A 13872-nucleotide genomic window follows, 5' to 3' on the forward strand; every position below is an offset into this window, starting at 1 on the left:
TATTCCGGAAATCGCGGCTGTCAATCTGTGGCCACGCGATAAAAACATCGGTGCATGATTTTATGCAGTACAGCGCCTGAGATCGTTGATGGACCGGTCATAAGAAAATAACCGGCCGCATGGCGCCACTGAATGCCATTGATCCTTGCCCTAACCCCGCCAGCCGCGTAAGAAAAGGGCATGTCCTTTAAAGCACGGAGCGTCTCGCGTGGGGTGGTATAAGTCACTGGTTTTGCCGATTGTCCGCTGGATTGATGCCGAGACCGCGCATGGTCTGGCGATCTGGGCGCTGAAAAACAATCTGGTGCCGCGGGCGGATGACGCAACCGACGCGACCCCGATGCTCGAAACCGAGGTGTTCGGGCGCAAATTTGCCAATCCGGTCGGGCTTGCTGCGGGCTTTGATAAAAACGCCGAAGTGCCCAACCAAATGCTGTCACACGGCTTTGGCTTTGTTGAAATCGGTTCGGTGACGCCGCTTCCGCAACCGGGCAATCCGAAACCCCGTCTTTTCCGGCTTTATTCCGACCGGGCGGTGATCAACCGCATGGGGTTCAATAACGACGGGGCCGAATTGGTGGCCGCACGCCTGCGCAAACGCGCACGTCGCGGCGTTTTGGGCGCCAACCTTGGCAAGAACAAATATTCCGAAGACGCGGCCGATGATTATGCCAAGGGGGTCGAAGCACTTGGCCCCTATGCCGATTATCTGGTGGTCAATGTATCCTCGCCCAATACGCCGGGCCTGCGCGCTTTGCAGGGCCGCGCACCTCTTGAAAAGCTTTTGAAGGCCGTGATCAAGGCGCGCAATAGCTTTGCCAAGGGCGTGCCGGTGTTGTTGAAAGTCGCCCCCGATTTGACCGAGGAAGACAAATCCGACATCGCGGCTGTGGTGACCAAGGTGAGGCTTGATGGCATGATCGTATCGAACACGACGATTGACCGACCGGTCGGGCTTAATTCCTATGATCAGGATGAAAAGGGTGGCCTTTCCGGTCCGCCACTTATGGAACCCTCGACCAAGGTTCTGGCCGATTTTTACCGTTTGACCGAGGGCAAGGTGCCGCTGATCGGGGTTGGCGGGATTGCGTCGGGCAAGGATGCCTATGAGAAGATTCTCAATGGTGCGTCGCTGGTGCAGCTTTATTCTTCGCTGGTTTATCAAGGTGTCGAGCTTGTCGCCGAGATCAAGGAAGACCTCGCACGGCGGCTCCGCAAGGATGGCTTTGCCAATGTGTCGGATGCGGTCGGTGCCGCCTTCCCGGAGGTTTCGGGCAAAGGCATTCCGGTCGATGAAGCCCGTTCTGCCAAGGCAGCTGTTGCTGCCAAATCAAACAAGAAATAACACAAGGATCCGGACGGCATGAGCAAGACCGCCCCCTATGAAATGATCAATGGCCTGTCCGAGGTGATTGGCAAATATGATGCCGTGATCCTTGATCTGTGGGGCGTGGTGCATGACGGGGTGACTCCCTATCCAAGCTCGATCGCCGCGATGACAGCGCTTAAGGAAGCCGGTATTCCCGTTGCCCTTCTGTCCAACGCGCCGCGTCGGTCCTCGGTCGTGGTTGGCCGGATGGAAGATATGGGCATTTCGCGTGATCTGTATGGCCCGGCGGTGGCATCGGGCGAGGTTGCCTATGCCCAGCTCGTGGCGCGCTCTGATCCCTGGTACGCCAAGCTGGGCCGCAAGGTGCTGATGGTGGGGCCGGTGCGCGATATGTCGATGTTTGAAAATCAGGATGTCGAGATTGTTACCGAGGTCGATGATGCCGACTGGGTTCTGATCACCGGCCCGAACGAGGATCATGATCCGGTTTCGAAATACGAAGACCTTTTGCATGCGCTCAAGGCCCGTGACCTGCCGGTGCTGTGTCCCAACCCGGACCGCGAAGTGATCCGGGGTGGCAAACGCATCATTTGTGCCGGCGCCATTGCCGGGCGTTACGAAGAACTGGGCGGCAATGTCCGCTGGGAAGGCAAGCCACTGGCAAGTGCGTATGACTTCTGCCTGCAGATGTTTGATGCGGGCCCGGATGCCAAGCTTCTGGTCGTCGGCGACAGCATCTCGACCGATATTGCCGGATCAAATAATGCCGGTCTGGACGTCGTGCTGGTCACCGGCGGCATCCACGCCGAAGAACTCGACGCGCCGCGCGGTACGCTGCCGGAACGCGAAAAGCTTGATGCGCTTCTGGCCGCCACGGGCCGTCACATTACCTATGCGATGGGGGATTTCTGCTGGTAGGCAGCAGCCCTGATTTTGGCGGAGATTGCCATGCTGACCGATGACATCCGCGAATATGCCAATCGTTCGGTTTTGTGCTGGATGGCGACAAGTTCCGATGCCGGGCCGTCTGTCAGCCCCAAGGAAATCTTCGCCTGCTTTGGTGAAGACCGCATCATCATCGCCAATATAGCCTCCCCGCAATCGGTTCAGAATGTCGCTCGTAATCCGCAGGTTTGCGTCAGTTTCGTGGATGTGTTTTCCCAGCGCGGCTGGCAGCTTTATGGATCGGCAACCCTGATGCGCAAAGGCGATGCGGGGTTTGACGAACGCCAGGTCATCTTGCAGGACATGGCAGGCGACGCCTTTCGGGTGGCGACCCTGTTTGATGTCACGGTGACCAAGGCCAATGAAATCCTTGCCCCCAGTTACCGGTTTAAAAACGACGTGCATGAGGCCGACATGCGCGAAAGTGCGATGCGGACCTATGGCGTCAAACCGCGCGACTAGTTTTCCGCCGCCACCTTGCTTTCGCGGAAGATCACGAAAAGCCCGCTTGCGGTAATGATTGCGGCTCCGACAAAGGTAAGCATATCGGGCGTTTCACCCCAGAACATCCAGCCGAGCGCCGTCGCCCAGATCAGTGCTGTGTAATCGAATGGTGCCACCGTCGGGGCCTCGGCAAATCGGAAGGCCTGGGTGATCATGGCCATGCCGAGCGAGCCGCAGAGTGCAATCGCCAGAAACAGCCAGATGTCCTCCGCCCGGACCGGGCTCCAGACAAAGATCACCGGAATACTGGTCAAAATCGCGCTGGTCAGGCTGAGATAAAGCAACAAAGTCCACATGCTTTCGCGCGTATCGACAAAGCGGGCACTTAGCATCAGGATCGCATAGGTAAACGCGGTCGCAATCGGCAGGAGCGATATCAGCTCAAACGTTGCCGCACCCGGCCGGACAATCACCAGAACCCCCAGAAAACCGACACTGACCGCAAGCCAGCGCCGCCAGCCGACCCGGGCAATGAAAATCGCCGATAGGGCGGTGATAAATAGCGGGGCGACAAAGGCCAGCGCTGTGGCTTCGGCCAGGCCAAGATGATGGATGCTGGTAAAGAACATCACCGTTGCGGCAATCCAGACGACACCGCGCATGAAATGCACGTGAACCCGGCTTGAACGCAAGCTGCGAGAACCGCCCATTTTGAGCGCCACCAAAAAGGCAAAGGGAAGGGCGATGATGTTGCGCAGGAAGATGATCTGGATCGGGGAATAATGATCCATCAGGCTTTTGGCCAGCGCATCATTGATACACAGCGCTGCCACCCCGCCACACATCGTCATGATGCCGGCAAGGTTGTTCTGGCGGGAAGACGTTTGCGTGGCCAATGGGGCTTCCTAGTTGGTGGTGGCGTCAGCTTTCAGCTTTACGGGAATTGTTGCGATGAGGCCAGCAGTTAAGCAAAAACGCCGCCCGAAGGTGGGCGGCGTTTTTCGTTTTGATCGACATTGAGGAGACGATCATATCAGACGTTGTTTGATCAGATCAGATCGCCATCTTGCGGTTGGCGTCGATATAAATCTCGCGCAGGCGCTTGGCGACCGGGCCAGGAACGCCATCGCCGATTTTCTTGTCATCAATTTCGACAACCGGGCAGACAAAGGCCGAGGCCGAGGTCGAAAAGGCTTCAGCCGCGTTCTGGGCTTCTTCGATGGTGAAGTGGCGTTCTTCGACTTTGAGCTGAAGCTCCTCGGCGCATTTCAGGACCGCGGCACGGGTGATGCCGTGCAGGATGTCGGTCGAAAGTTCACGGGTGACGATCGTGCCGTCCTTGGTGACGATATAGGCGTTGTTGCTTGACCCTTCGGTGACATAGCCATCCAGCACCATCCAGGCATCATCCTTGCCCTTGGCAGCCGCATCGGTTTTGAGAAGCGACGCATAAAGAAGCTGGGTGGTCTTGATGTCGGACCGGCGCCAGCGGATGTCGGGGAAGGTCACGATCTTTTGGCCGCGTTCGGCAAGGGCCGATTTGATCAGGGATTTGCTTTGCGTGAACATCACGATGGTCGGCGGCGTTTGCGGGTCGATCGCGAAATCTCGATCACCGGCCGAACCACGCGAAACCTGCAGGTAGATCAGGCCTTCGGTGATGTCGTTAAGCTTCACCAGTTCACGGTGGGCTTCAAGAAACTGGTCAATATCGGGCTTGAACTGGAACTTGAGCTCGGCAAGCGAGCGTTCGAGGCGCTTCATGTGACCCGTAAAGTCAATCAGCTTGCCATCAAGCACCGAGGTCACTTCATACACGCCGTCGGCGAACAGGAAGGATCGGTCAAAAATCGAAATCTTTGCTTCGGTTTCCGGCAAAAACTCGCCGTTCACATAAACAGTGCGCATGGTTATTTCCCTGTCTGGCAAGCGGACCCTTCGCGATCCGTCTTGGGTGGATAAAGCGACGTTTCCAAAGACCCGTTCGCGCACGGCCAGTGCCATCGCGATCATTGGCTTGTTCGGTTTCTCCGCTCTTTAGAGTCTCAAATATCACAGGGGGACGCAATCTGTCGCGCAAAAGCTCTATATCGTGCGTGTAAAAGGTGAATTGTTGCTTGAATGGGCCGTGATCATGGGGTGAATGCTGTGAGTGGGGCCGTGATTTCAGATATTATTCGCAGATTATTCGATTTAAAGTTTTTCGATTTTTTGCGTTTGACCGTAACATAGGTTGAGGTTTTATCGTCCTGCTTCATGAGATCAAACGATGATGAAAAGACATCGTCAAAGGAATGGAGCCTTGTGATGAATAGCCACCAGCCCGTCACCCATAACGCCCCGGTCGCACCAGACCATGACACTTTGCAAAGCCGGATCAATGCCAGTTGGGCCGCCCCGATCAAACGCCCGAGGCAGGAAGTGGATCTGGATGCCTATTTCGCCCGGATCGGCTATGACGGCCCGCGCGAAGCAACGCTGGAAGTTTTGCAAACCCTGCATGCGATGCATCCGGCAACCATCCCGTTCGAAGCGATTGATGTCTTCAACGATACCCCGATCAGCATCGATCCGGAGCGCGTCGATCAAAAGCTGATCCATGACGGGCGGGGTGGCTATTGTTTTGAGCAGAACGGCCTGTTTCGCCGGGTGTTGTGCAGCCTTGGCTTTGAGGTCGAAGGTCTGGCCGGGCGGGTTTTATGGGGCTATGGCCCGAATGATCTGCCCCGTCCACGCTGCCACATGGCCAACCGGGTGATGATTGATGGCGAAGCATGGCTGGCCGATGTTGGGTTGGGCGGCTGTGTGCCAACCGGGCCGTTATTGCTTGATATCGAAACGCCACAAGCAACCCCGCACGACACATACCGCGTGACCAAGGGGGCGCACAGCTATCGGATTGAACTGGAACGCGATGGCGTTTGGAAGCCGGTGCATGAGATCGATATCGCGCCTGTTTCAAATATCGATTACGAGGTCATGAACTGGTACGCATCCGATCACCCCGACAGCGGATTCTGCAAGACCCTGATGGTCGCACGCTCTGCCCCGTTTGCCCGCTTCACCCTGCTTAATAACCGCCTGACCATCCGGCTGGTCACCGGCGAGGAAGAACAACATACGCTCAGTGTTGGGGATATTCCCCAAACGCTCAAAGACATCTTTGGCATCGAGCCGGACCCGGCCTGGCGCGGCGCCTTTGCCAGATTGGTCAATCACAGTCACGTATAAACGACTGTGCGGTGTTTATCGGGCTGTGAATGATCAAGGGCGGGGCGTTTTTGCTCCCCGCCCTAATTACCTTCAAACGGCTTATTTGCCGGCCTTCGCATTGGCCTCGTTTGTCAGGCTTTCCATATAGCTCAGCAGATCGGCGATGCTTTGGGAGGTAAAGGAAAATTCCGGCATGGTCATGTTGTCATGCGAAACCGTGATGCCTTCTGCCAGGGCTTCTTCAAGGTTTTCGAGCGGCCAGCGTTGCCCGAAACTGGCAAGGGCCGGGGCGGTGGTGACGTTCGGATCGGGCAGGGGATCGCCTTCGAATTTGGTGTGACAGCGCAGGCAGGTCTGCTCGGCAATTGATTGCCCGCGTTCGACATCGCCATATGCCTCGCCCTTGTGCGCCATGTAATCGCTGATCCCCCACATGCCCAAGGCCACAACACCGGTCAACAGGATGACAAGGCTGGTTTTCTGCATGGCGGGCTCCCGGATGGCGATTTTGAATGTGTTCTAATCACCTGTATAGCAAGCCAAGGTAACGAAATTCCTAAGCTTTCTGGCGGTTGTTACGACGGGTTGATGTCGGGTTATGAGCGGTTTGGGGCGATAGCGGTGCTGGCATGAGAGAATAAAGGGATGGCTTTGTGACATCCCTTTACACGCGTGAGATCAGTTTAGCGGAATGTCGAGCCCTATCCGGAAGGTGCTTGCCTGGGTTGAGCTTACATCCTGATTAAATGAAGATTTGAACTTGCTGTTATCCGGCAGGAAACCGAAAGTTACCGGCGTGTTTGCAATGATTTCAAAGCTATGGGACTCATAGTTCGCTAGGCCAATGCCGTCATAGGCATATTTGGCGTAGATACTTCCGCCATCTTCAAAGGTGATGTCTCCGCCAAGTTCCGCTCTGGCGCGCAGCTTTTCGGTATCTACTTGGCTTCCGTTACTATGTGCAATCGGTGGTGCCCGGAAATCCCAAATGCCGCGAAGAGCAACGAATGGCCGATATGTTGGGCCATCTTCGACTTGCAAAACGCGAACAATTTCCGGGCCGAACGTAAGGTTGCCGAAGGTTATTGTCTGGGCTTCGATCCGCTCCCCGCCAAAGTTTGTGTATGCTTTTTGTTCTTCACGGAAGTAGTTGATGCCGATCTGCGGATAAAATTCCCAATTTTCTGAGCGGATGTCGCCGGTCAGATTGGTTTCCAACTGTGAGCGTTCACCGTCATATTTGTCCCATCCCCGGCCGAGCGGATTGATCTTGTTTTTTGATTTACCCCAGGCAACGCGACCATCCCAAATCAGGTTTTCATCCAGTCGAGAGACCATATAGGGCCCGACCATCCAGCCTTTTCCCTCACCATGGCTGTCTTGGCCAGTGGCAGTCGATTTGTAGAGGTCATATTGGCCAAGGATGCCAACCATCGTGTCTTTATCAACACGATAGTCGATGCCAGTCATAAACAGGCCGAAATCGCTGTCTCCTGCTGTGCCACCCCGACTATCATTTATGCCTTCCCATCTGCCCTTCACCCACAGGTTCATCGGGCTTTCAAAATTGGAAAACGCGCTGGGCGGGAGACCACCTGTATTTTGCTCTCCGGCAGCCAGTTCTCCCGTCCAGTTCATCACGCTATTGAGATTTGCTGCAAAGTTGCCTCTTCCTTCGTTCAACTCCAGTGCAACCGGCAAAGTCAAACCTGTGGATTCCGTCAAGGCATTCCCGAATGCGGCGCTGTCGCCAAACAAACCGCCAAGGCTGCCGCCGCCACGGCCAAATCCGCGTCCGGTAATCAATCCGGAAAGGCTAACACTTTGCGACGTCATGTTTCTGATATGAGTAGCAAGTACAGTCTTGATCGCAGACTGGGATTCTTCAAGGTTCCCGGCGGGGGCAAGTGTGTTGTCAAACAGCTTTAGGCTTGCTGTTCCTTTCACCGTGCCGCCTGAGTTGCGCAAGGTAAAGGAAATGAAAATATCGCGCCCGGCAATCTGGGGAAGATTGATCGTTAGGGATTGTCCTGCAATGGTGTTACCGCTCAGAATTAGTCCGTCGAAATTAGCAAATGATCCCGGCGTCGTTCCTTGTTGGATGGTGACGGTGAGCGACGACCTTCCTTGGGGCGATCCCGAGAAGGTTGCCCAAGTCAGGTCACCAGTGCCAGCGCCGCCCGCACTCGCTTCGAAGGAAATGTTGGCGTCAGCAAAGGTCGCCCCGCCACTCAGCGAGATTTCCAGCGTATCGCCCGCTGCAAATCCGGATGGTGCCGGATTTGCCTCCTGGAAGAAGGTCAAGCTGTCGCCGGGCACTCTTTTGCTGGCTTCGGTTGTAATCGTCTGTGTCGGTGTCGCTGCACTGCCACCCGCGTTTGTTACGCTGTAGGCATAGGCGCTATTGGGCGCGACAAGCAAAAATAGTGCAATAATACAGAGCCATGCGACGTTGGTTTTTATCTGTATTGTAGATTTTGTTTTTCTGTATCGTATTGTTTCACGTTTTATATTTATTTTCAGTGTGTTGTTGGTAAATCTAGTTATAAGAAGCAATGCCCGCCACAACATGTGGTCAGACTTAAAATAGCTTTCCATAGCTCAATCGTTCTCCCAGACAATGCGTTTTACGCCACTGTTGTCTTCTGGCTGCTCTCACAGCAAACAGGGTCATCGTGTTCATGCCATAAGGTTTGCCTTATGAACTGCATCGGGGATGAGAAGGGCTCTGAAAGTCTGCTCTGCTTGCGCCTGATCACATCATCGGATTGCAAAACGCCAAGTTTTTTACCCGGGTCAATGCTTCAACGGTTATCCGCCAGACAGGTCTTTGTCTGATGCATGAATTTCCATCACGCAAAGACACCTCAAGATCGGCTAAAAGATCGGCTAAATTTTCAAGTGAACAAGAAACGCTTCAATCCCCGCGCAAAGAATTAAGCTGCATCTCCGATAAAGAAACATGCAATTTGGTGCGGGCATACGTTTGCTGCGCTTTGGGGATACTCTGGACGCTTTCTGGATATCGCACCCGGTTTCTAGTGCCGGATCGACCATTTGAATGAGTCTGGACCCTAGAACGATAGACGTCGAACGTGCGTTGGAGACAGGCGAGTGCGCGGCTGGAGATCTATACCGAATTCTTTGCCGGGTCCTTGAGGTTCGCGAACTGGTAGCTGTCGGCCTGATGGATCGGTCCGACATCGACCCCGGATTTGATCAGGGCGTTTCGGGTGCTTTCGACATCCTCGACTTCAAAGACCAGTTTGATCAAAGACTGGCCCGCTTTCTGACCTTTGCCTGCCGGATGCAGCATCAGGATCAGGCCCCATCGGCACGGCGCAGTTCGATGATGCGATCATCGTCTGATGGATAGGGTGCTTTATTGATGTTGATAATCAGTATCATTTGCGCTAAGCGTGTCATCCCATGCGGGCACCGGCTTGCCCGCATTGTGCAAAGGACATTCTGATTGGCTTCAAACGCGACATCAAATGTGACGTCATTGGCGCTGTTCATGCGCCAGCGATCCGCACTTGTGAACTATGCCAGCAGCATCATCGGCAGCCGTGTGCAGGCCGAAGATCTGGTGCAGGAAGCATGGTTGCGCTTTGATGCGGCGACCAAGGGGCGGTTTCTCGATGATACCACCGGATATCTGTACCGGATCGTGCGCAATCTGGCACTTGATAGCAAACGCCAGATTGCCCGTGAAAGCAGCCTGACGGCGGCATCTGACTATGACGTTGCCGTGCAAACGCGCGCATCCGACAGCCCGGACCCGGAAACGGTTGCGGTGTACAAGGATGAATACGCGATTTTGATGCAAGCCCTTTCCGAACTGCCCGAACGCACGCGCATTGCCTGCGAGATGCATCGGGTGGGTGGGGCGAAACTGCGCGAGATTGCTGACTATCTCGATATTTCCGTGCCGCTTGCCCATAAGCTTGTATCCGAGGGCATTGATCATTGTCGCGAACGGCTGGGTGGCTGGCCATGAGGATCGCCGATTGCCCAACCAAACAGTCTGACCGTGCAGAAATTTGCGCCATAACCCGCACAGATGGTGACGTGTTGCGTGATATCGGCTATATCGCCCTGATCGCACCAGGCGGTGCAACGGGGGCGCAATAGGGTGATGGCAGAGATAACTGATCCAGTTCAAAAGCAGGCGGGCAAGGCCGCGACCGAATGGTTGATCCGCCTGCAGGAAGATCCGGAAAACCCGGAACTGCAAGCGCAGTTTGCCGACTGGTGTGCCGAGGATCCAGCCCATCTTGATGCCTGGAACGCCACGCAAAAGACTGCCGATCTGATGGCAAAGGCCAAGCCGTCTGGCACGGCCGACTGGCAGGCGTTCCTTGCGGCGAGCCGTGAGGCTGGCGACAAAGGTGCTGGGGACGGTCAACAGAATGACGCGGTCGCGGCCCTGCTGAATATTGATTACGAAAAGGCCGTTGCCGAGGGCAAAGTCATCTCGGCGCAAACCCGGTTTCAAAAGCGCGGCAATATGTCCTGGCGCGGGATCGGGCTTGGCGGGGTGGCGGTGGCTGCATCCCTTGTGGCGGCCATCATCGGGCCGGATATCGCCACCCGGATGCAGGCCGATCATGTCACTGCAACAGGCGAGATGCGCACCATCACGCTTTCTGACAACAGCACGGTGACCCTTGCGCCGGAAAGCGCGATTACGGTGCATTTTGACGGCGCGACGCGCTTTGTCGAATTGCTCGATGGCGAGGCGTTCTTTGATGTCACCCCGGACCCGCAAAAGCCGTTTCGCGTCGGGGCGGATCAGGTGACGGTAACGGTGCTGGGCACCGGATTTGATGTTTCCGAAGGCAATGCTGTTTCCACGGTTGGCGTGGAACACGGACGGGTACAGGTCGAAAATGCCGCCAATGTTCCGGCGGTTTTTGAAATTCTTGAAGCCGGGCAGAATGTCCGGGTCGGGCAGGACGGCACGGTGATCCGTCATCCTTCCCCGATAAGCCAGATCGGGGCCTGGCGCAAGAACCAGCTGATCGCACAGGATCAACCATTATCCGAAGTTGTTGATCAGCTTCGGCGCTATTTCACTGGCACCATCCTGATCACCGATGAGGTCCTGGCTGCACAGACGGTCACAGGCGTTTATCGCCTTGATGATCCGGTATCGGCCTTGCGCGGCATGGCGCGGGCGCAAAAGGCAACGGTGCGTGAAATCACCCCGTGGGTTCTGGTTGTCTCAAAGTCCTGATGGCGGTGGGGGCCGGATTTCGGCCCCCGTTTACACTTGCTCGCCAGAAAAAATAATGTCTTTCAAATCCGCAGAATTTTGCGGGTTTGGAAGCATCCTGATGATTTCCCATAAAAATTTTTGAAAAAACAGAACCGGCATCCGTTTTGTCTTTTATGCGAAATTGAGAAGCGTTTGCATTCTCAATTTGTTTCAGGCATAGGACATGAAACGGAGATAGAAGAAAATGAAGAATGGGGGTGCAGCTCGACTGCAAAAACGTGGTCGTGTTGTGGTAATAGCCAGCGCCTTGATGATGACAACCGCCTTGGCGCCGGTCGTGTTGTTTGCACCTGACGCAAATGCACAGGTCAGTGCGGGCGGGATCGATGCCGAGCACACATTTGATATTCCGGCCCAGTCACTGACCAGTGCATTGGCCCAGTTTGGCGTGCAGGCCGGTGTGCAGGTCACGGTCGATGGTGCGCTGGCACGCGGAATTGATGCGCCGACCATCAATGGCACGATGCGCGCAAGCACAGCCCTTGAGGCGCTTCTGCGCGGGTCGGGGCTTGATTATGACGTGACCAGTGACGGGACGGTCGTGATTGAAGCCGTCACCAGCAGTGCCGGCGAAGAAGTTCTTGAAACGCTCCGGGTCGAGGCCAATGCGGCAGAGGCATCTGATCCGAGCAATGCTATCACCGACAGTTTTGTTGCATCGCGCTCGCGGACCGCTTCGAAAACTGATACGCCCATTTTGGATGATTCATCGGCGGTTTCGGTTGTGACGCAGAAAGAAATGGAAACCCGTAACGTTCAGGACATCCAGCAAGCGGTTTCCTACACGGCGGGCGTTCAGGCTGCTGAATATGGTTCTGACTATCGATATGATTATGTGCGTGTTCGTGGCTTTGGCCAAACCAACCTTGGCACCTATCGCGATGGATTGTCTTCGCGTGTCTACAATTTTATCACCAGTCGGCCGGAGACCTATGGCTTGCAGCAAGTTGATGTGCTTAAGGGCTCGACATCCAGCCTGTTTGGCATGAATGGCCCGGGCGGTTTGGTCAATATGACAACCAAGCGCCCGCAGGATGAAGCCAGCGGCGAAGTTCTGACCACCTTTGGTGAAAATCATCTGCGCGGCGCGGGCGATGTGACGGGTCCGGTTGGCGAAAACAGCAACTGGTCCTATCGCCTGACTGCTTTGTGGCAGGATGCCGAACGCGGGCAGGACTATTCGCAGGATGACCGCATCTATGTCGCACCGGCCTTTACCTATGCCCCCAATGCGGATACCAAGCTGACTATCCTGACAAGCTACAGCGACCGTGAAAGCGGCCTTGGTTATGGCTTTCCAGCTGGAATTGAAACCAGCCGTGATGCGTTCTTTGGGGAGCCGGATTTCAACAATTTCGACACTGAAGAAACCAATATCGGTTACGAGCTGTCGCACCAGATCAATGATAAGCTCGAGTTTCGTCAGAATGCGCGCTACACCCATGTCGATCTGACGTATGAAACGGTCTATCTCAACGATACTACGCCGCTTGGCAATCGATATGCTTTTGCGATTTACGGTGAACTTGATCGTTTCGCCATTGATAACCAGCTCCAGTATGACACAGCGATCAACGATACCTTCGACAGCAAGACGTTGGTTGGGCTGGATTACAACCGCGATCAGAACCGTGAACGCCGCTTTGACGGCACGGCCAGTCCGATTGATCCGTACAACCCGTCCTATTGCGGCATTTCGTGCATCAACTTGAACTTCACCTCTGATACCGAAATTACCCAGGCGGCCTACGGTCTTTATGCCCAGGAACAGCTGACCATTGCCGATGACTGGATCGCAACCGTTGGCGGACGGTTCGATTATGTCCAAAGCGACACCGACACGATCAGCAGTGGTACGACCGACGAACGTGATGATCACAAATTCACATCGCGTTTTGGTCTGACCTATAAGGCGACCAACGAAGTGTCGGTTTACGGAAACTATTCGGAATCCTACCAGCCGGTTTATTCCAGCCTGGCGTCGCGACCGGATGGGGTGAAACCGCAGGAAGGCACGCAGTACGAAATCGGTGTGAAGTACCAGCCCGAAGCAATCGATGCACTGTTTACAGCTGCAGTATTTGATCTGACCCAGGAAAACGTTTCGCAGTACAATTCCGCGACCAGAACCTACCACCAGATCGGCGAAATCAATTCCCGCGGGCTTGAGCTTGAAGGTAAAATGTCGCTGGGTGAGCAGACGAACATGACGCTGGCCTATACCTACCTTGATGCCGAAATCAAGGATGACTTGACGGCGGCAAATATTGGCAACCGCCCGGCAAACGTGCCCGAGCATCAGGCTTCAGCTTGGCTTGACTACACTATTCCGGGGCAGGGCGCGCTTGGCGATTTGACCCTTGGCAGTGGTGTACGTTTTGTCGGTGAACGTCAGCGCAATGACGGCAATACCGAAACCCTGCCGTCAAACAGCGTGTTTGATGCAGCCATCAACTATGCCGTGACAGATGACGTCAGTCTGTCCGTGAACGCCACCAACCTGCTTGATCGGGAATATGTTTCTTCAAACACATTCGGCAGTCGTTATTACGGTGAAGGTCGTACGGTTCTGGCGACCCTGAAATACAGCTGGTAACGCGAAGCCTTTAAACAGAAGCGGCCGCCCGTCTTAATGATGGGCGGCCGTTTTGTTGTGTCG

Annotated in this window: 13 protein-coding genes; 8 read left to right on the forward strand and 5 right to left on the reverse strand. The window is 55.1% G+C overall.

Going from position 1 to position 13872, the window contains the following annotated elements:
- Positions 1-208: 208 nt before the first annotated feature.
- From WBY09_RS18160 to WBY09_RS18170, 3 genes are read left to right on the forward strand one after another with little or no spacing between them, the layout of a single operon-like run.
- Positions 209-1345, forward strand: coding sequence for a quinone-dependent dihydroorotate dehydrogenase (locus WBY09_RS18160; protein WP_336233511.1), 1137 nt, complete (start codon positions 209-211; stop codon positions 1343-1345).
- 18 nt (positions 1346-1363) lie between these two features.
- A complete protein-coding gene (locus WBY09_RS18165; RefSeq protein ID WP_336233512.1) occupies positions 1364-2248 on the forward strand; it encodes a TIGR01459 family HAD-type hydrolase in 885 nt (294 codons plus the stop codon).
- Positions 2249-2278: 30 nt separating this feature from the next.
- Complete coding sequence (locus WBY09_RS18170) at positions 2279-2737, forward strand: pyridoxamine 5'-phosphate oxidase family protein (protein WP_336233513.1); 459 nt, start codon at positions 2279-2281, stop codon at positions 2735-2737.
- On the opposite strand, the gene WBY09_RS18175 is transcribed toward WBY09_RS18170, so the two are convergent.
- Both WBY09_RS18175 and WBY09_RS18180 read right to left on the reverse strand, forming a co-directional pair.
- Positions 2734-3615, reverse strand: a complete 882-nt coding sequence (locus WBY09_RS18175) for a DMT family transporter (protein WP_336233514.1) — start codon at positions 3613-3615, stop codon at positions 2734-2736. The two genes, WBY09_RS18170 and WBY09_RS18175, sit on opposite strands and share 4 nt — an antisense overlap.
- Positions 3616-3772: 157 nt before the next feature.
- Positions 3773-4627, reverse strand: a complete 855-nt coding sequence (locus WBY09_RS18180; RefSeq protein WP_197147037.1) for a D-amino-acid transaminase — start codon at positions 4625-4627, stop codon at positions 3773-3775.
- Positions 4628-5026: 399 nt separating this feature from the next.
- On the opposite strand from WBY09_RS18180, the gene WBY09_RS18185 reads away from it, so the two are divergent.
- A complete protein-coding gene (locus WBY09_RS18185; protein WP_197147038.1) occupies positions 5027-5950 on the forward strand; it encodes an arylamine N-acetyltransferase family protein in 924 nt (307 codons plus the stop codon).
- An 81-nt stretch (positions 5951-6031) separates the two neighbouring features.
- On the opposite strand, the gene WBY09_RS18190 is transcribed toward WBY09_RS18185, so the two are convergent.
- The 3 genes from WBY09_RS18190 to WBY09_RS18200 all read right to left on the reverse strand — a co-directional run bounded on the left by WBY09_RS18190 (position 6032) and on the right by WBY09_RS18200 (position 9248).
- Positions 6032-6418, reverse strand: a complete 387-nt coding sequence (locus WBY09_RS18190; protein WP_064781830.1) for a c-type cytochrome — start codon at positions 6416-6418, stop codon at positions 6032-6034.
- Between the two features lie 192 nt (positions 6419-6610).
- Positions 6611-8530 (reverse strand): autotransporter domain-containing protein, encoded by a 1920-nt coding sequence (locus WBY09_RS18195; RefSeq protein WP_336233515.1) that lies wholly within the window; start codon positions 8528-8530, stop codon positions 6611-6613.
- A gap of 532 nt (positions 8531-9062) precedes the next feature.
- Positions 9063-9248: a VOC family protein gene (locus WBY09_RS18200; protein ID WP_336233516.1), complete on the reverse strand. Its 186-nt coding sequence runs from the start codon at positions 9246-9248 to the stop codon at positions 9063-9065.
- Between the two features lie 156 nt (positions 9249-9404).
- Between WBY09_RS18200 and WBY09_RS18205 the strand changes: the two genes are divergently transcribed.
- The 4 genes from WBY09_RS18205 to WBY09_RS18220 all read left to right on the forward strand — a co-directional run bounded on the left by WBY09_RS18205 (position 9405) and on the right by WBY09_RS18220 (position 13809).
- Positions 9405-9932, forward strand: a complete 528-nt coding sequence (locus WBY09_RS18205) for a sigma-70 family RNA polymerase sigma factor (RefSeq protein WP_231959681.1) — start codon at positions 9405-9407, stop codon at positions 9930-9932.
- On the forward strand, positions 9929-10066 hold the full coding sequence (locus WBY09_RS18210) for a hypothetical protein (RefSeq protein ID WP_336233517.1): 138 nt from the start codon (positions 9929-9931) through the stop codon (positions 10064-10066). The genes WBY09_RS18205 and WBY09_RS18210 overlap by 4 nt, the downstream gene beginning before the upstream one ends.
- Positions 10067-10070: 4 nt before the next feature.
- A complete protein-coding gene (locus tag WBY09_RS18215; RefSeq protein ID WP_336233520.1) occupies positions 10071-11171 on the forward strand; it encodes a FecR family protein in 1101 nt (366 codons plus the stop codon).
- 226 nt (positions 11172-11397) lie between these two features.
- On the forward strand, positions 11398-13809 hold the full coding sequence (locus tag WBY09_RS18220) for a TonB-dependent siderophore receptor (RefSeq protein WP_336233522.1): 2412 nt from the start codon (positions 11398-11400) through the stop codon (positions 13807-13809).
- Positions 13810-13872: the final 63 nt, after the last annotated feature.

The sequence above is a fragment of the Thalassospira sp. CH_XMU1458 genome (assembly GCF_037027205.1).
GTDB classification, from domain to species: Bacteria; Pseudomonadota; Alphaproteobacteria; order Rhodospirillales; family Thalassospiraceae; genus Thalassospira; species Thalassospira tepidiphila.